We start from the raw sequence: 17,117 nt of genomic DNA, 5'->3' as shown, positions 1-17,117 counted from the left end.
TGGGAAGGCCGAAGGGTTACGGGGGCGGCGGGGGCAACTGGGCCAGCCGCTGGCTCAGGTCGAGCATGCGGTTGGCGAAGCCCCACTCGTTGTCGAACCAGCACAGCAGCTTGATCAGGCGGCTGCCGGCCACCCGGGTCTGAGTGGCGTCCACGATACCCGAGCGGGGGTCGTGGTTGAAGTCGACCGAGGCCATGGGGGTCTCGGTGTAGCCGAGCAGGCCGGCCAGGCGGCCTTCGCTGGCGTGGCGCAGCAGGGCGTTGACCTGGGCGGCGGAGGTGTCGCGCGCCACCGTGATGGCCAGGTCCATGGCCGAGACGTTGATGGTGGGCACGCGCACGTGCAGGCACTCGAAGCGCCCGGCGAGGTGCGGCATCAGGCGGTTGATGCCGCGGGCGAGCCCGGTGTCCACGGGCACGATGGAGTGCATGGCCGAGCGGGTCAGGCGCAGGTCGGTCTGGTGGTAGGCATCGATCACCGGCTGGTCGTTCATCGCCGAGTGGATGGTGGTGGTGACGCCGTGCTCGATACCCAGCGCCTCGTCGAGCACGGTGAGCAGCGGGACCAGGCAGTTGGTGGTGCAGGAGGCGGCCGAGAGCACACGGTGCTCGGGGGTGAGGTCGCCGTCGTTGATGCCGGTGACCAGGGTGGCGTCGACGTCGCTCTCCGCGGGCTGTGAAAAGAGCAGTCGCTTGGCGCCGGCGGCCAGGTGGCGCTCGGCGGTGGCGCGGTCCCGGAAACTGCCTGAGCACTCCAGCACCAGGTCGATGTCGAGCGCCGCCCAGGGCAGGCGGTCGGGGTCGGGTTCGGAGAGCACGCGAATGGGGTGGCCGTCGATCACCAGGCGGCCGTTGTCCGCGGCCACCTCGCCGGGAAAGCGCCCGTGGGTGGTATCAAAGCGGGTGAGGTAGGCGATGGTGGCGAGGTCGGAGAGCTCGTTGATCGCCACGACCTCCAGCGCCGGCGCCTCGCGCCCCCTGCCGGGGCTACCGCGTTCGGCCGGGCGTTCGTCGATCGCTTGTCTTTCGACGAGGGCACGCAGCACGCACTGGCCGATGCGGCCGTATCCGTTGATCGCGATGCGAAGGGCCATGGCGGTGCCGGTTTCTCCTCGGTGGACCTGCGTGGAGCCGGCCATTCTAGCGCAGATTCATTTCCCCGTCCCGGCCGCTTGAAAAGTGCGACGCCGTCCCTATTTTCCCGAATAGGGAGCCACCTGTCCGCATGCTTCCGGCAGCGACCGGGGCCTCCCGCATCCCTTGTAGCGATAAACGTAGGAGGTGTTCGTGATGTTCGGAGATCTCAGGCGTTTCGATACCGGGCCATCCCGGGGTGTGGACTGGTTCCGTCAGTTGATGGACGAGATGTTCCCGGAGAGCGGGGCAGCCGATATCCGCTCGGTGCCCCGCGGCAGCTACCCGATGATCAACATCGGGCGCACCGACGATGCGGTGCGGGTCTATGTGTTTGCCGCCGGGCTTGCCCCCGAGGTGCTCGACGTCAGTATCCAGGATAACGTGCTTACCGTGCGCGGCGAGCGCCCCGAGGCCTCTCCCGAGGCCGAGGGCGGCGAGACAGCCTTTTTCCGCCGTGAACGCGGCACCGGGGAGTTCATCCGTACCGTGGCGCTGCCCGAGGGCCTGGATGCCGACCGCGCCGAAGCGAACTGCCGCAACGGCGTGGTGGAGATCCACTTGCCCAAGCGCGAGGAGCTCAAGCCGCGCCGCATCGCCATCCAGGCGACCTAGCGGTTGATGAACGGTTAGGTGAACGATACGGAGCGAAGGAGGTGAGCGGTCATGAATGAGGTCAGCCGTCAGCAAACCCGTCAGCAACCGGAAGCCACGAGCCAGGAGGCCCGCGAGCCGCAGGCCGAGCTGGCCATGCAGCCGCCGGTGGATATCTTCGAGGCGGACAACGCCCTGCACCTACTCGTCGATATGCCGGGCGTGACCCGCGATGCGCTGCGCATCGAGGTGGACAACAACGTGCTCAGCCTCGAAGGCGACATCCAGCTCGACATGCCCGAGGGAATGTCGGCGATCTATGCCGAGGTGCGGGCGCAGCGCTATGCGCGGCGCTTCACGCTGAGCCACGAGATCGACAGCGACGCCATCGCCGCGCGCATCGACAATGGCGTGGTGCATGTCACCCTGCCCAAGAAGCAGAGCCACCACCGGCGGCGCATCGAGGTCAAGTCGGCCTGAGCGCGCGCCACGCGAACCGGCGCCCTCCCTCGCGGGAGGGCGCCGTCGTTTACAAGGCCACTGCTCGCTCGCTACGGTCATTCACTACGCTGGAAGTGACAACCCACGATCTGACCCCCGCACCCGGGAGAGGAATCACATGACCGATATCGCCAAGCTCTTGGGGGACGAGGCCGAGTCCCTGCTCGATCACCGCTGTCGCGGCTTTCCCCGCGAGCAGCTCCATCTACCGGGGCCCGACTTCGTCGACCGCGTGGTGGCGGACAGCGACCGCAGTCCCGCCGTGATGCGCAACCTGCAGGCGCTGTTCGACCACGGCCGCCTCGGCGGCACCGGCTATCTCAGCCTGCTGCCGGTGGACCAGGGGGTCGAGCACTCGGCGGGAGCCTCCTTCGCGCCCAACCCGCGCTATTTCGACCCGGCCAACATCGTCGAGCTGGCCATCGAGGGAGGGTGCAATGGCGTGGCCTCCACCCTCGGCGTGCTGTCGTCGGTGGCGCGGCGCTACGCCCATCGCATCCCCATGATCCTCAAGCTCAACCACAACGAGACGCTGAGCCTGCCCACCCAGTACGACCAGACGCTCTTCGCCGAGGTCGAGCAAGCCCACGACATGGGCTGCGTGGCAGTGGGAGCGACCATCTACTTCGGCTCGCCGGAGAGCCGCCGCCAGATCATGGAGATCAGCGAGGCCTTCGAGCGCGCCCACCAGCTGGGCATGGCCACGGTACTCTGGGCCTACCTGCGCAATCCGGCGTTCAAGCAGGAGGGCACCGACTATCACGTGGCCGCCGACCTCAGTGGCCAGGCCAACCACCTGGCGGCGACCATCAAGGCCGACATCGTCAAGCAGAAGTTGCCGGAAATCGACGGCGGCTACCGGGACATCGGCTTCGGCCACACCCACCCCAAGGTGTACAGCGAGCTGACCTCCGAGCACCCCATCGACCTGGCGCGCTACCAGGTGGCCTGCTGCTACCTGGGGCGGGCCGGGCTGATCAACTCGGGCGGCGGCTCGAAAGGGCACACCGACCTCGGCGAGGCCGTGCGTACTGCGGTGATCAACAAACGTGCCGGCGGCATGGGCTTGATCTCCGGGCGCAAGGCGTTCCAGAAGCCGGTGAGCGACGGGGTGGATTTGCTGCACGCCATCCAGGACGTCTACCGCGACGACGCGGTTACCGTGGCCTGAGGGCTCCGGCAGGCTAGAACGCAGGCGGGCACGGCCATGTGGCCGTGCCCTCCTGCGTCGGTGGCGATGGTGCCGAGTCGCGGCGATCAGCTCTCGAGCAGTTCGCGAGCCTGGGCCACCACGTTGTCCACGGTGAAGCCGAAGTGCTTGAACAGGTCGCCGGCCGGGGCGGACTCGCCGAAGGTGCGCAGGCCGATCACCCGGCCGTCGAGGCCCACGTACTTGAACCAGTAGTCGGGATGGCCGGCCTCGATGGCCAGGCGCTTGGTCACCGCCCTGGGCAGCACGCGCTCGCGGTACTCGGCCTCCTGACCGTCGAAGCGGTAGGCCGAGGGCATGGAGACCACGCGCACGGCGCGGCCCTGGGCCTCGAGCTCGGCGGCGGCGTCCACGGCCAGCGCGACCTCGGAGCCGGTGGCGATGAGGATCAGCTCCGGGGTGCCCTCGCCCTCCTTGAGCACACCGTCCTTGAGAACGTAACCGCCGCGCTGGATCTCGGCGAGCTGCTGCTTGGTGCGTTCCTGGTGGGGCAGGTTCTGGCGCGACAGCACCAGCGCTGTGGGGCCGGAATTGCGCTTGAGCGCGGCGTCCCAGGCGGCGGCAGTCTCCACGGCGTCGCAGGGGCGCCAGGTGGCCAGGTTGGGCGTGGTACGCAGGTTGGTGAGCTGCTCCACCGGCTGGTGGGTGGGCCCGTCCTCGCCGAGGCCGATGGAGTCGTGGGTGAAGACGTAGATCGCCCGCTTGCCCATCAGCGCCGCCATGCGCAGCGAGTTGCGCATGTATTCCATGAAGATCAGGAAGGTGGCGCCGTAGGCGATGAAGCCGCCGTGCAGCACGATGCCGTTGACGATGGCGCCCATGCCGAACTCACGCACCCCGTAGTGCAGGTAGTTGCCGTCGGGAGTCTCGGGGCTGATCGCCTTGGCGCCGTCCCAGAAGGTGAGGTTGGAGGGCGCCAGGTCGGCGCTGCCGCCGAGCAGTTCGGGCAGCTGCGGGCCGAGCTCGTTGAGGCAGGCCAGCGACGCCTTGCGCGAGGCGATGGATTCCGCCTTCTCCTGGGCGCGCTGGATCAGCGCCTCGCTGGTGAGCTCGGCGGGCAGCTTGCACTGCACGCGGCGCTGGAACTCCTTGGCCAGCTCGGGGAAAGCCTCCTGGTAGCGCGCGAAGCGCGCCTGCCACTCGTCCTGGCGCGCCTGGCCCGCCTCGCGGGCGTCCCATGCCTGGTAGATCGGCTCGGGGACGTGGAAGGGGGCGTGGGGCCAGTCGAGCTGCTGGCGCGCCGCGGCGACCTCTTCCTCCCCCAGGGCGGCGCCGTGGCACTCCTCCTTGCCCTGCTTGTTGGGGGCGCCGAACCCGATGATGGTCTGGCAGATGATCAGGCTGGGCTTGTCGTCGTGCTGCTTGGCGAGTTCGATGGCCGCCTGGACCTCCTCGGGCTTGTGGCCGTCGACCCGGGGCACCACGTGCCAGCCGTAGGACTCGAAGCGCTTGGCGGTGTCGTCGGTGAACCAGCCCTTCACCTCGCCGTCGATGGAGATGCCGTTGTCGTCATAGAAGACCACCAGCTTGCCGAGCTGCTGGGTGCCGGCCAGCGAGCCGACCTCGTGGGAGATGCCCTCCATCAGGCAGCCGTCGCCCACGAAGCACCAGGTGTGGTGGTCGACCAAGGTGTGGCCGGGGCGGTTGAACTGCGCGGCGAGGGTCTTCTCGGCGATGGCCATGCCCACGGCGTTGGCCAGGCCCTGGCCCAGCGGCCCGGTGGTGGTCTCGATGCCGGGCGCGTAGCCGAACTCGGGGTGGCCGGCGGTCTTGGAGTGGAGCTGACGGAAGTTCTGCAGCTGCTCGAGATCGAGATCGTAGCCGGTGAGGTGCAGCAGCGAGTAGAGCAGCATGGAGCCGTGGCCGTTGGAGAGCACGAAACGATCGCGATCGGGCCACTGAGGGTCGCTGGGGTTGTGCTTGAGGTGGTCGTTCCACAGCACCTCGGCAATGTCGGCCATGCCCATGGGGGCGCCGGGGTGGCCGGACTTGGCCTTCTGGACGGCATCCATGGAGAGGGCACGAATGGCGTTGGCCAGTTCGAATCGAGACGGCATTGGGTCAGCTCCTCGCCTGCGGCAGAATGGGGCAGCTTCCCGACGGCGCCAATGGTGGGGGGCGGCCGGGTATCGCGCTCTGGCTGGGGGACCTCGGCGGGCGGCGCGGTCGGAATCGGGGGCCTATTGTCGCCGACTTGACGGCCGGCATCAAATGACGGATGCCAGGGCGCAAGCCAGCGTGTAAACTCCTGTCCCCAAAGCCGGTGGCTACCCAATTGGCCCCGCGCGGGCCCCGTGCGTATCCAGCAGGCTGGCCTGCCGCCGAGGATGGCGCTGCATGCGCTGCCGTTTCACCGAGGTCGAGGACGCCATGAGCGAATACTCCCTGTTTACTTCCGAGTCCGTCTCCGAGGGACACCCCGACAAGATCGCCGATCAGATCTCCGATGCGGTGCTGGATGCCATCATCGCCCGCGACAAGCAGGCCCGCGTGGCCTGCGAGACGCTGGTCAAGACCGGCGTGGCCATCGTGGCGGGGGAGATCAGCACCACCGCCTGGGTCGACCTCGAGACCCTGGTGCGCGAGGTGATCACGCGCATCGGCTACACTTCCTCGGACGTGGGCTTCGACGGCGAGACCTGCGGGGTGCTCAACCTGATCGGCAAGCAGAGCGTGGACATCGCCCAGGGCGTCGACCGCACCAAGCCCGAGGACCAGGGCGCGGGCGACCAGGGGTTGATGTTCGGCTACGCCACCAACGAGACCGAGTCCTACATGCCGGCGCCGGTGCACTATGCCCACCGCCTGGTGGAGCGCCAGGCCGAGCTGCGCAAGCACGGCCTGCTGCCCTGGCTGCGCCCGGATGCCAAGAGCCAGGTCACCTTCCGCTACGACGCGCAGGGCCAGCCCTGCGCCGTCGAGGCGGTGGTGCTCTCCACCCAGCACGACCCGGGCGTCGACCAGGAAGAGCTGCGCGATATCGTCAAGCGCGAGATCATCGAGGAAGTGTTCCCCGAGGCGTGGCTCTCCGCCGCCACCCAGTACCACATCAACCCCACCGGCCAGTTCGTGATCGGCGGCCCGGTGGGCGACTGCGGCCTGACGGGGCGCAAGATCATCGTCGACACCTACGGCGGCATGGCGCGCCACGGCGGCGGCGCCTTCTCGGGCAAAGATCCCTCCAAGGTGGACCGCAGCGCCGCCTATGCCGGGCGCTACGTGGCCAAGAACCTGGTCGCCGCGGGGCTGGCCGACAAGTGCGAGATCCAGGTCTCCTACGCCATCGGCGTGGCCGAGCCGACCTCGGTGGCCATCAACACCTTCGGCACCGGCAAGGTCGACGACGCCAGGATCATCGAGCTGGTGCGCGAGCACTTCGACCTGCGCCCCTACGCCATCACCCGCATGCTTGATCTGCTCCATCCCATGTACCAGCTCACCGCGGTCTACGGCCACTTCGGCCGCGAGCCCTTCGAGACGAGCTACACCTGGAAGGACGACCAGGGGCAGGAGCACACCGAGACCTTCACCGCCTTCCCCTGGGAGAAGGTCGACCGGGCGCATGTGCTCCGCCAGGCCGCTGGCCTCTAACGCTGCGTAAGCCATCGCTTACATAGCGTCAAACGCCCCGCTGGCAGCGCCGCGCGGGGCGCTTTATTAGGATTCTCGGTATAGGTGCCATCGGGAATCCGCCATGCCGCTGCCTTTCGCTCTCTTCCTCCTGCTGCTGCTCGCCGGGCCAGCCGCCGCGGCTGACTGCCCCGACTGGCCGACGTCGCGTGCCGAGCGCGAGCTCGACGCCCTGACGGCGCGCCTCGCCGACTGGGATGCCGCCTACCACCGGCATGGCGAGTCGCCGGTCAGCGATGCCATCTACGACCAGGCCCGGGCGCGCCTGACGGCCTGGCAGCGCTGCTTCCCCGCCGCTGCGGCGACGCTAGACGATCCCGGCGTGGCGCTGCCCGCCGGCGAGATGGCCCATCCGGTGCCCCTGACTGGCCTCGCCAAGTTGGCCGACGCCGCCGCCGTGGGTACCTGGCTGGCGCGCCGCGACGACGTCTGGGTGCAGCCCAAGGTGGACGGCGTGGCGGTGTCCCTGGTCTACGCCGAGGGCCGCCTGGCGCGGGCGATCAGCCGCGGCGACGGACGCACCGGCCAGGACTGGACGGCGCGCGTCCGCCGCCTGCCGGCGGTGCCGCCGCGGCTACCCGAGCCCGTCGACGCCGTGCTGCAGGGCGAGCTCTATCTGCGACTCGTCAACCACGTCCAGGCCGAGGCGGGCAGCGCCGGGGCTCGCAGCGCGCTGGTCGGGCTGCTGGCCCGCGACCACCTGGACAAGGCGGCGGCCGAGAGGATCGGCCTCTTCGTCTGGGACTGGCCGGACGGTCCCGCGACGCTGGCGGCACGCCTGGCGGGGCTGACGGAGCTGGGCTTTCCCGAAAGCGCCGCCATGAGCCACTCGGTGACCGGGCTCGAGGATCCCGCCCGCTGGCGCGAGCGCTGGTATCGCGGTGCGCTGCCCTTTGCTACCGACGGCATCGTGCTGCGCCAGGCCTCGCGGCCGCCCGGCGCGACCTGGGAGGCCGAGCCGCCGAGCTGGGCGGCGGCCTGGAAGCACCCGCCCCGCGAGGCGCTGGCCGAGGTGCGCGGCGTGGCGTTTCGCATTGGGCGCACCGGTCGCATTACGCCGCTGCTGCACCTGCACCCGGTCACGCTCGACGGGCGCACGATACGCCGGGTGAGCCTGGGGTCGCTGTCGCGTTGGTACGCGCTGGACATCCACCCCGGCGACCAGGTGGCCGTTGCCCTGGCGGGACTGACCATTCCGCGCCTCGAGGGGGTGGTGTGGCGGGTCGCCGAGCGGCGGGCCGTCACCCCGCCCGACGAGGGTGACTATCATGCGCTGAGCTGCTTTCGCCCCACCGCCGGCTGCAAGGCGCAGTTCCTGGCGCGTCTCGAGTGGTTGGGCGGCCCGCAGGGCCTTGACCTGGCCGGCGTGGGGCCGGGCACCTGGCGGGCATTGATGCAGGCCGGGCTGCTCGAAGCGCTGCTCGACTGGCTGGCACTGGACGTCGAGCGACTCACGACCGTGCCGGGCATCGGCGAGGCGCGGGCCGAGCAACTCATGGCCCGTTTCAACGCCGCGCGCTCGCGTCCCTTCGCCGCCTGGCTCGCCGCCCTGGGGGCACCGTCGGGAGCCGAGCCGGGCCCGGACGATGACTGGCAGGCCCTGGCGGCGCGCAGCGAGGCCGAGTGGCGGGCGCTGCCAGGCGTCGGCGCGGTGCGTGCCGCCGACCTGCATGCCTTCTTCGCCCATCCGGTGGTGCAAGGCCTGGCCGGCCGCCTGCGCGAGGAGGGGATCGTGGATTTCTGACTGCCGACGCCGGTTGTTCGCCCAGTCCTCCCCTGCCTATAGTAGAAGTCACCGAATTTCCTGTGGAGGAGGTGACGCATGAACGAGCCTGCCGTGTCCGCCCTGAATGCCAAGGACTACAAGGTGGCCGATATCGACCTGGCCGACTGGGGGCGCCGCGAGATCCGCATCGCCGAGACCGAGATGCCGGCGCTGATGACCATCCGCGACAAGTACCGCGCCCAGCAGCCGCTGGCCGGGGCGCGAATCGCCGGCTGCATCCACATGACCATCCAGACGGCGGTGCTGATCGAGACCCTGGTCGACCTGGGGGCGTCGGTGCGCTGGTCGTCGTGCAACATCTTCTCCACCCAGGACCAGGCCGCGGCGGCCATCGCCGCGGCGGGCATCCCGGTGTTCGCCTGGAAGGGCGAGACTGAGGAGGAGTTCTGGTGGTGCATCGAGCAGACCGTCGAAGGGCCGGACGGCTGGACGCCGAACCTGGTGCTCGACGACGGCGGTGACCTGACGGCGTTGCTCCACGACAGGCACCCCGAGCTGCTCGATGCCATTCACGGTATCAGCGAGGAGACCACCACCGGCGTGCATCGCCTCCAGGAGATGTTGCGCGACGGTACCCTCAAGGTACCGGCCATCAACGTCAACGATGCCGTGACCAAGTCGAAGAACGACAACAAGTACGGCTGCCGCCACTCGCTCAACGACGCCATCAAGCGCGCTACCGACCACTTGCTGGCCGGCAAGCAGGCGCTGGTGGTGGGCTACGGCGACGTGGGCAAGGGCTCGGCGGCCTCGCTGCGTCAGGAGGGCATGATCGTCAAGATTGCCGAGATCGACCCACTGTGCGCCATGCAGGCGTGCATGGACGGCTTCGAGGTGGTCTCGCCCTATCGCGAGGGCAACAACCGCGGTGCCGAGAGCATCGACCGCGACCTGCTGGCGCGCATCGACCTGGTGGTCACCGCTACCGGCAACATCGACGCCTGCGATGCCGCCATGCTCGAGGCGCTCAAGTCTGGGGCGGTGGTGTGCAACATCGGCCACTTCGACAGCGAGATCGACACCGCCCACATGCGGCGCCATTGGCACTGGGAGGAGGTCAAGCCGCAGGTGCACCAGGTCTACCGCGACGGCACCCCGGGCGAGTTCGACCCCGACAGCCGCGACTACCTGATCCTGCTCTCCGAGGGGCGCCTGGTGAACCTGGGCAACGCCACCGGCCACCCTTCCCGGGTGATGGACGGTTCCTTCGCCAACCAGGTGCTGGCGCAGATCCACCTCTATGAGCGGCGCTTCGCCGATCTCGCCGAGGCCGACAAACGTGCCGCCCTGGGCGTCAGCGTGCTGCCGCGTCACCTCGACGAAGAGGTGGCGCGCTACATGGTTGCCGGCTTCGGCGGGGTGGTCACGCGCATGACCGAGGCCCAGGCCGAGTACACCGGCGTGCCGGTGGAAGGGCCCTTCAAGCCCGACAGCTATCGCTACTGAGCGCCGTCCGGGCGGCTGCTGGCTAGACAAACGCCAGCAGCCGCCCGCACACCACCACGGCCAGCCACAGTCCCAGCGACACACCCCCGGCGGCGGCCAGCCTGCCGGGGGTGGCGTGGGCCAGCCCCGCGCCGAGGCTGAGCGCCAGGGCGTTGGCGATGGCCAGGCTGATCAGCGAGAGCTTGAGCCAGAACAGCGGCATGGCCGCGTAGCCGCTCGGGTCGGCGAGAAAGAGCAGCAGCCCCGCGCCGAGGGCTAGGCACAGTCCGCCTATCGCCACGGGCTGTAGCAGCCGGGCCAGGGGCACGAGGGGGAGGCGTCGGCGCCAGCCCAGCAGGCGTAGGTCGAGGGCGGTGATCGCTCCCACCAGCAGGGCGATGCCCAGCACGTGCAGGGTGTTGACGGCGGCGTAGCCCCAGCGCGACAGGCGCATCCACTCGGCCGGTGGGGTGCCGGCCAGCCAGGGCAGCAGCGCTTCCACCGCCAGCCTCAGATGCGGTCGGGATAGAGCACGTAGTGGCGCTCACCGATCCACAGCTGCTCGGCCTTCATCAACTGCTCGCCGGTGTGCTCGCCGGAGACGCGCAGTTCGACCCCTTCCGCCAGATCGCCCGCCTCGAGGCCGGCGCGGTCGTTGCGCCACGGCTGGCCCACTTCCACCGTCCAGTTCTCCCCCTCCACGTCCAGGGTGACCTCGCCGTGAGGGTTGCCCAGGCGCACCGCGGTGATGGTGCCGCTGAGCTCGATGGTCTCGCCGCCGGTCCAGCCGTGGTGGGCCGCTGCCGGGGCGAGGCAAAGCAGAGTGCCGAGCAGAGCTGTCAGTAGAACGAGTCGCCGTTGCATGGCTGCCGCCTCCAGAGGATATCCTTTCAGGCTAGTTCGCCTGCTGCACGGCGCAAGGCGATACGGGGTTCAGTCCAGCCCCGCGAGGCGTGCCATGCCCGTAAGGTAGAGCGGGATCAGCAGCGGCGCGGCCAGGGTGGTGGCGAGCACCGCCAGGGCGCCCTTCTCGGGGCGGATGCCGAGCTCCATGGCCACCACCACCACGTTGGCGGCCATGGGCACCACGCCCAGCAGCAGCAGGGCCAGCGCCAACTCGGCGGGCAGGGGCGCCAGCGCCTGCCCGCCGAGCACCGCCGCGAGCGCCAGCAGCGGCCAGAGGCCGAAACGCACCGCCACGCAGGCGGCGATGAAGCGGGCGTCGAGCTCGCGGATCGACACCCGCCCCAGAGTCATGCCGATGATCATCATGCCGAGCAGGGTGTAGGTGGCCGGGAAGACCTCGAGCCCCTCGCGGACCGGCGCCGGCAGTTCGAGCCCCAGGCCGCTGACCAGCAGAGCGGCGAGGAAAGCGTAGACCAGTGGCAGGCGGGCGATCTTGGCCAGGCTCTGGCGCACCGAGAACTGGCCGCGGGCGCTCAGGTAGAAGCCCACCGTGAATTCGTAGAGCGTCACGCCGAGGATGCAGAAGAGGTAGAGCGTCACCCCCGCCGGGGGCAGCAGCAGCATGGCCAGCGGCAGGCCGAAGTAGCCGGTGTTGCCGGTGCCGGCGGAGAAGGCGAGCAGGGCGCTCTCCTGGGGCGGCAGCCAGCCGCGGGCCAGGCGGTTGACCAGCAGGGCCAGCAGGCTGGCGGTGGCGAACAGCGCCGCGGTGAGCAGCAGGTAGCCGGGGGTGGGGCCGCCGAGCAGCAGGCCGCGAAAGAAGGTCAGGGGCGCGATGAGGTAGATCAGCAGGGTGGCGATGGGGCGCGGGTCGACTGCCAGGCGGCGGGCGGCCAGCCAGCCCAGGCCGACGAAGGCCAGCAGGGTCCAGAGCGGGCCCATGAGTGTCGCGGGGTCGATCATCGTCTTTGCCTCATCCTTGCCAAGGCCGCCATGATGCCGGCAAAGCCGCGCGCTGTCAGGCGTCAACATGAAAGCGATCGATAGTGCGGCGCGGAACTTTCATTGGCCGCCTCCCTCACGAGTCGGCAGAATGGCGGAAATGACAGGACGCACATGAGGTAGATCGATGAGCACGCAGGCACATCCGCTGGGCATCAGCTTCGAGTTCTTTCCCCCCGGCACCGAGGCGGGGCGTGACAAGCTGATGCGGGCGCGCGATGCCCTGGCCGAGCGCCGCCCGCGCTTCTTCTCGGTGACCTACGGCGCCGGCGGCTCTACCCAGGCGCGCACCCGCCAGATCGTGCAGCAGGTGCTGGAGGCGGGGATCACCACGGCGCCGCACATCTCCTGCATCGGCAGCGAAAAGGCACAGATGCGCGACCTGCTGCATCAGTACCGCGACGAGGGCATCGACAGCCTGGTGGCGCTGCGCGGCGACCTGCCTTCCGGCATGGGCGGCGTCGGTGAGCTGCGCTACGCCAACGAGCTCGTCGAGTTCATCCGCGCCGAGACCGGTGACCACTTCGAGATCGCCGTGGCCGCCTATCCGGAGTCGCATCCCCAGGCGCCGAGCTTCGAGCACGACCTGGTGAACTTCGCGCGCAAGATGCACGCCGGGGCCAACCTGGCGATCACCCAGTACTTCTTCACCGCCGACGCCTACTTCCACTTCGTCGAGCGGGCCCGCAAGCTGGGCGTCGAGGCGCCCATCGTCCCGGGCATCATGCCCATCACCAACTACACCAAGCTGGCACGCTTCTCCGACGCCTGCGGCGCCGAGATCCCGCGCTGGATCCGCAAGCAGCTCGAGGCCTACGGCGACGACAGCGAGGCGATCGCCGCCTTCGGCGAGGAGGTGGTATCGCGCCTGTGTCAGCGCCTGCTCGACGGCGGCGCTCCGGGGCTGCACTTCTACACCCTGAACCAGGCTGCCCCGACGCTGGCGATCCTCGACAACATCACTGCCTGACTCGATCGTCACCACGCGGCGTCACGAAAAAGGGCCTCGCCAATGGCGAGGCCCTTGCGCATCGGGCGGTCGAGCCAGCGGCTCAGCCCGAGGAGGTGGCCGGCTTGGCGCCGCCGCCGTGACGACCGCGCTGCATCAGGAACAACAAACCGCCGATCGCCAGGCCGGCGATGTCGGTGTAGATGCCGCCGTAGATCAGGCACAGCGCCCCGCCCAGCATCACCACGCGCATCCACGCCTTGACCGGGCCGAAGTACCAGGCCTGGACGGTGGAGGCAAGCAGCACGATGCCCAGGGTGGCGGTCACGCCCACGCGCAGGATCTGCAGCCAGGAGCCTTCGAGCAGCATGGCCGGGCTGTAGAAGAACATGAAGGGCACGATGAAGGCGGCCAGGCCCACCTTGAAGGAGGCCACCGAGGTGCCCATGGCGTTGTCTCCGGAGATGCCCGCGGCCGCGTAGGAGGCCAGCGCCACCGGCGGGGTGATCGCCGAGACCACCGCGAAGTAGAACACGAAGAAGTGCGCCACCAGCGGCTGGATGCCGATATTGATCAGGCCTGGGGCGACCACCGAGGCGGCCACCGCGTAAGCGGCCGTGGTGGGCATGCCCATGCCGAGCAGAATCGAGATGCACATGGCGAAGAACAGCGCCAGCAGTTGGCTGACGCCGGCCAGGCCCAGCAGCAGCGACGAGAAGCGCGCGCCGACGCCGGTCAGCGAGATCACCCCGACGATCAGGCCGGCACAGGCGCACACAGCGATGATCTGGATCGACATGTTGCCGGCCAGTTGCAGGGCGCGCAGGATGGCGCGGATGCCCATCTTGTGGGGCGAGATCCAGCTCACCACGGCGGCCGAGGCGGTGGCCAGGGTGCCGGCGCGGATCACCGAGTAGCCCATGAACAACGCGACGATGAGGATGATGATGGGAGCGAAGAGGTAGACCTGCTTGACCAGCCGGGAGAAGAGCGGGATCTCTTCCGGGCGCATGCCGCGCATGCCCTTGCGGGCCGCTTCCAGGTCGACCATGAAGTAGATCGACACGAAGTAGAGGATGGCCGGAATCACCGCCGCCACGGCGATCTCGGTGTAGGGGATGCCGGTGACCTCGGCCATGATGAAGGCGCCGGCGCCCATGATCGGCGGCATGATCTGCCCGCCGGTGGAGGCGGCCGCCTCGATGGCGCCGGCACTGCGACCGGGATAGCCCACCTTCTTCATCAGCGGAATGGTCAGCGAGCCAGTGGAGACCACGTTGCCGGCGCTGGTGCCGTTGATCATGCCCATCAGGCCGGAGGCGAAGATCGCCACCTTGGCGGGACCGCCACGCGCCCGGCCGGCGGCGGCGAAGGCGAAGTTCACGAAGTAGTCGCCCACCTTGGAGGCCTGCAGGAAGGCGGCGAAGATGATGAACAGGATGATGTAGGTCGAGGAGACCGCGGTGGTCGGCCCGAGAATGCCGGCATCGGTGTAGACCTGGCTGAAGAAGCGGCCCACCGAGAGGCCCGGATAGCCGAGAAAGCCGGGCAGGTAGGGGCCGGCGAAGACGTAGACCAGGAAGATGGCCGAGATCACCACCAGGGCGAGGCCCGCGACGCGTCGGGTCAGCTCGAGGATCAGCAGCGAGCCGGCGATGGCGGCATAGGAGATGCCCATGGGGGCGAAGGGCGTGCCGGTGGAGGCGCGCAGCGGCGTGTTGTAGATCACCAGCAGGTAGCCGGCCACGGCCAGCGAGCAGACCATCAGCACCAGGTCTGCCGGCGAGAGCTTCTGGCGCACCTGGCGATATCCCCAGGAGAGCAGGATGCCGGCCACGGTGGCCACGATCAGCGGATAGCCGTAGTGCCACGCCTCGATGTGGGGCTCGATGCGCATGGCACCGCCGCTGATCTCGCCCTGCATGAACACCACCTGGACCAGGGCGTAGAGCGCCGGAATCAGCATGGCATAGCTGGCCCAGGCCATCCAGGTGGCCGAGCGTTGGCGGTCGTCGTCGGCAAAGCGTGTACCGGCATAGAGGCCGTAGCCGAGCACCAGGGCGCCGGCAATGTGCACGATGCGAAACGACCAGGTCTCCATCGGGTAGACGTTCAGCGACACCAGGTGGAAGGAGGAGTAGACGATGGCCAGGATGGAGAACAGGATCAGCTGCCACCCCGTATAGAGGCGTCGGTTCGACTCGACGACCTCCTCGTCGACGCCCTCGGCAACGCTCTCGGGGACGCTGCCGGCGGCCTCGTCATCGCGGCCATTCGGGGTGTCGGGTGTATGGCTCATGGTGAAGTCACCCTCGGGTGTGGGACGGTGGAATGCCAATCATGCCCCGTACCGGGGGCGGCACGAGGCATGACACACGGGAAGCGAGGCGTGCCTCAGTTCAACTTGCGCTCTTCAGGGATCTCGTAGCCGTTCTCCTCGTACCAGCGCACGGCGCCCGGGTGGAAGGGCAGCACGTTGTTCTTGTCGAGGTTCTCGGGAACACTGTTTGCGGCGCTGCGGTGGATGTCACGCATGCGGTCGTTGTTCTCCATGCTCAGCTTGGTGATTTCGTAGATGAAATCCTCCGGCAGGTCGCAGCCGGCGATGGTGAAGTTCCACATGGAGACCGCGCGAGCATCCTCCTCGAGAGTCTCGTAGGTGCTGGCCGGGATCTGGAAGGGCGAAACCGGGAAGTTCTCGATGGCCGTTTGCTGCTCCTCCTCGGTGAACTCGATGATGTTCACGTCGGTCTGCACCTCGAGCTGGCTGACGGCCGGAACCGGGATGCCGGCGGCGAAGGCGATGACGTCGATCAGGCCGTCCTGGAGCTGGCCGCCCAGGTCGTTCCAGCCGCCGTTGCGGCGCTCGAAGTTCACGCCCAGTTCCTCGAGGATGCGCGGGAAGTAGGTGTCGGAAGTGGAGGCTGCTGGACCGAAGCCGATGCTGGCGCCATCCGGGATCTCGGAGATGCTGGTGATGCCGGAGCCGGCCAGCGTGGTGATGGAGAACGGCGTCTCGTACATCGGGAACAGCGCGCAGACGTTGTCCATCGGCACGCCGGGAGCCAGCGGGCTCTCGCCGGCCAGCGCCTCGGCGGCGGGGCCCATGGTGGTCAGGCCCAGGGCCAGGTCGCCGGTGTGCACCAGGGCCAGGTTCTGGTTGGGGCCGCCGGTGACCTCGCCGCCGCCGGAAATGCCCAGCTCGTCGGCGATCAGGTTGGCCCAGCCGGAACCGTAGACGAAGTAGGTGCCGCCCTGGCTGGCGGTGCCTACGGTGAAGCTCTCCGGCCAGTCGGCGCGGTCTGCCTGGGCGGTGCCGGCGACCAGCAGGGCGCCGGTCAGGGTGCCGGTGAGAACCTGGGTCATGGTGATACGCATGGCGTCTCTCCTGTTGCGATTGTGGTTGTGCGTCGGCGTGGCGTGCCCCGCGGGGCCGGCCGGGCCGACTGGCGACAGGCACGTCGTCAGGCAGTATGGCAAAGGTGCGTCATGGCTGCCCTTGGCCTGTCAACGTTGCGCGTTGTGCCACAGGAGAAAAAGCAAGGGGTTTGCCAGGTCGGTTCTTTTATCAGAAAAACAACGTGTTATGGGAGTTGATTTCGACGAAAGTCGAGTCATGGGCAGGGCGTGCGGGCTGGATATCCGCACGCAACGCCGTTGCAGCTGTGTGGGAATCCGCACAGTTGGCGGCGGGCAGGGGACGGCCGGTTGGCGGGCCGCGCTCAGCGACCCTTGGGATCGAGGATGCGCACGGGCTGGAAGTCCTGCTGGCGCTGCTCCTCGCGGTCGCGGTTGACCCGGGTCTCGAGTTCGGGCTGGGCGTCGTTTTCGATGGGCAGCTGCTCGAAGAAGTCGCAATTGACGCAGTCACGGTAGCGCACGCCGTTCTGTTCCCAGGCGCGGATGCGGTCCATCGCTGCGCAGCGGGGGCAGATGGCACCGGCGATGAAGCGTTTCTGAACGGCCATGGGGCCTCCCTGAAGG

15 protein-coding genes are annotated in these 17,117 nt (G+C 68.7%); 7 read left to right on the top strand and 8 right to left on the bottom strand.

Going from position 1 to position 17,117, the window contains the following annotated elements:
* Window positions 1–16 precede the first annotated feature (16 nt).
* Window positions 17–1,093, bottom strand: a complete 1,077-nt coding sequence (locus tag FEF15_RS09635; RefSeq protein ID WP_163558948.1) for a glyceraldehyde 3-phosphate dehydrogenase NAD-binding domain-containing protein — start codon at window positions 1,091–1,093, stop codon at window positions 17–19.
* A 196-nt stretch (window positions 1,094–1,289) separates the two neighbouring features.
* Here FEF15_RS09635 and FEF15_RS09630 point away from each other — a divergent pair, with 196 nt between their 5' ends.
* The 3 genes from FEF15_RS09630 to FEF15_RS09620 all read left to right on the top strand — a co-directional run bounded on the left by FEF15_RS09630 (window position 1,290) and on the right by FEF15_RS09620 (window position 3,399).
* Window positions 1,290–1,748, top strand: a complete 459-nt coding sequence (locus tag FEF15_RS09630) for an Hsp20/alpha crystallin family protein (protein WP_163559015.1) — start codon at window positions 1,290–1,292, stop codon at window positions 1,746–1,748.
* Between the two features lie 51 nt (window positions 1,749–1,799).
* Window positions 1,800–2,207 (top strand): Hsp20/alpha crystallin family protein, encoded by a 408-nt coding sequence (locus FEF15_RS09625; RefSeq protein WP_163558947.1) that lies wholly within the window; start codon window positions 1,800–1,802, stop codon window positions 2,205–2,207.
* A 139-nt stretch (window positions 2,208–2,346) separates the two neighbouring features.
* Complete coding sequence (locus tag FEF15_RS09620) at window positions 2,347–3,399, top strand: class I fructose-bisphosphate aldolase (protein ID WP_163558946.1); 1,053 nt, start codon at window positions 2,347–2,349, stop codon at window positions 3,397–3,399.
* A gap of 86 nt (window positions 3,400–3,485) precedes the next feature.
* Here FEF15_RS09620 and tkt read toward each other — a convergent pair whose 3' ends face one another.
* Window positions 3,486–5,495: a transketolase gene (gene tkt / locus FEF15_RS09615; RefSeq protein WP_163558945.1), complete on the bottom strand. Its 2,010-nt coding sequence runs from the start codon at window positions 5,493–5,495 to the stop codon at window positions 3,486–3,488.
* Between the two features lie 313 nt (window positions 5,496–5,808).
* Between tkt and metK the strand changes: the two genes are divergently transcribed.
* From metK to ahcY, 3 genes are all read left to right on the top strand, one after another.
* Window positions 5,809–7,029, top strand: a complete 1,221-nt coding sequence (metK, locus tag FEF15_RS09610) for a methionine adenosyltransferase (RefSeq protein ID WP_163559014.1) — start codon at window positions 5,809–5,811, stop codon at window positions 7,027–7,029.
* 103 nt (window positions 7,030–7,132) lie between these two features.
* Window positions 7,133–8,812 (top strand): NAD-dependent DNA ligase LigB, encoded by a 1,680-nt coding sequence (gene ligB, locus FEF15_RS09605; RefSeq protein ID WP_163558944.1) that lies wholly within the window; start codon window positions 7,133–7,135, stop codon window positions 8,810–8,812.
* Between the two features lie 78 nt (window positions 8,813–8,890).
* Window positions 8,891–10,300: an adenosylhomocysteinase gene (ahcY, locus tag FEF15_RS09600; protein WP_205598510.1), complete on the top strand. Its 1,410-nt coding sequence runs from the start codon at window positions 8,891–8,893 to the stop codon at window positions 10,298–10,300.
* Window positions 10,301–10,322: 22 nt separating this feature from the next.
* Here ahcY and FEF15_RS09595 read toward each other — a convergent pair whose 3' ends face one another.
* The 3 genes from FEF15_RS09595 to FEF15_RS09585 all read right to left on the bottom strand — a co-directional run bounded on the left by FEF15_RS09595 (window position 10,323) and on the right by FEF15_RS09585 (window position 12,145).
* Window positions 10,323–10,781: a hypothetical protein gene (locus FEF15_RS09595; protein ID WP_163558943.1), complete on the bottom strand. Its 459-nt coding sequence runs from the start codon at window positions 10,779–10,781 to the stop codon at window positions 10,323–10,325.
* Window positions 10,782–10,789: 8 nt separating this feature from the next.
* Window positions 10,790–11,143, bottom strand: a complete 354-nt coding sequence (locus FEF15_RS09590; protein ID WP_163558942.1) for a DUF6152 family protein — start codon at window positions 11,141–11,143, stop codon at window positions 10,790–10,792.
* 69 nt (window positions 11,144–11,212) lie between these two features.
* On the bottom strand, window positions 11,213–12,145 hold the full coding sequence (locus FEF15_RS09585) for an AEC family transporter (RefSeq protein WP_163558941.1): 933 nt from the start codon (window positions 12,143–12,145) through the stop codon (window positions 11,213–11,215).
* Between the two features lie 166 nt (window positions 12,146–12,311).
* On the opposite strand from FEF15_RS09585, the gene metF reads away from it, so the two are divergent.
* A complete protein-coding gene (metF, locus tag FEF15_RS09580) occupies window positions 12,312–13,154 on the top strand; it encodes a methylenetetrahydrofolate reductase [NAD(P)H] (protein WP_163558940.1) in 843 nt (280 codons plus the stop codon).
* An 82-nt stretch (window positions 13,155–13,236) separates the two neighbouring features.
* Here metF and FEF15_RS09575 read toward each other — a convergent pair whose 3' ends face one another.
* The 3 genes from FEF15_RS09575 to FEF15_RS09565 form a co-directional block, all read right to left on the bottom strand.
* Window positions 13,237–15,432, bottom strand: a complete 2,196-nt coding sequence (locus FEF15_RS09575; RefSeq protein ID WP_163558939.1) for a TRAP transporter permease — start codon at window positions 15,430–15,432, stop codon at window positions 13,237–13,239.
* 95 nt (window positions 15,433–15,527) lie between these two features.
* Entirely contained in the window at window positions 15,528–16,511 is a 984-nt protein-coding gene (locus FEF15_RS09570) for a TAXI family TRAP transporter solute-binding subunit (protein WP_163558938.1), read from the bottom strand.
* Window positions 16,512–16,855: 344 nt separating this feature from the next.
* Window positions 16,856–17,101, bottom strand: a complete 246-nt coding sequence (locus FEF15_RS09565) for a YheV family putative zinc ribbon protein (protein ID WP_163558937.1) — start codon at window positions 17,099–17,101, stop codon at window positions 16,856–16,858.
* Window positions 17,102–17,117: the final 16 nt, after the last annotated feature.

This window comes from Halomonas sp. NO4, assembly GCF_010994375.1.
GTDB lineage: Bacteria > Pseudomonadota > Gammaproteobacteria > Pseudomonadales > Halomonadaceae > Halomonas.
The sequence above is the reverse complement of the archived record's forward strand: the minus strand, read 5'-3'. Positions and strand labels throughout refer to the sequence as shown.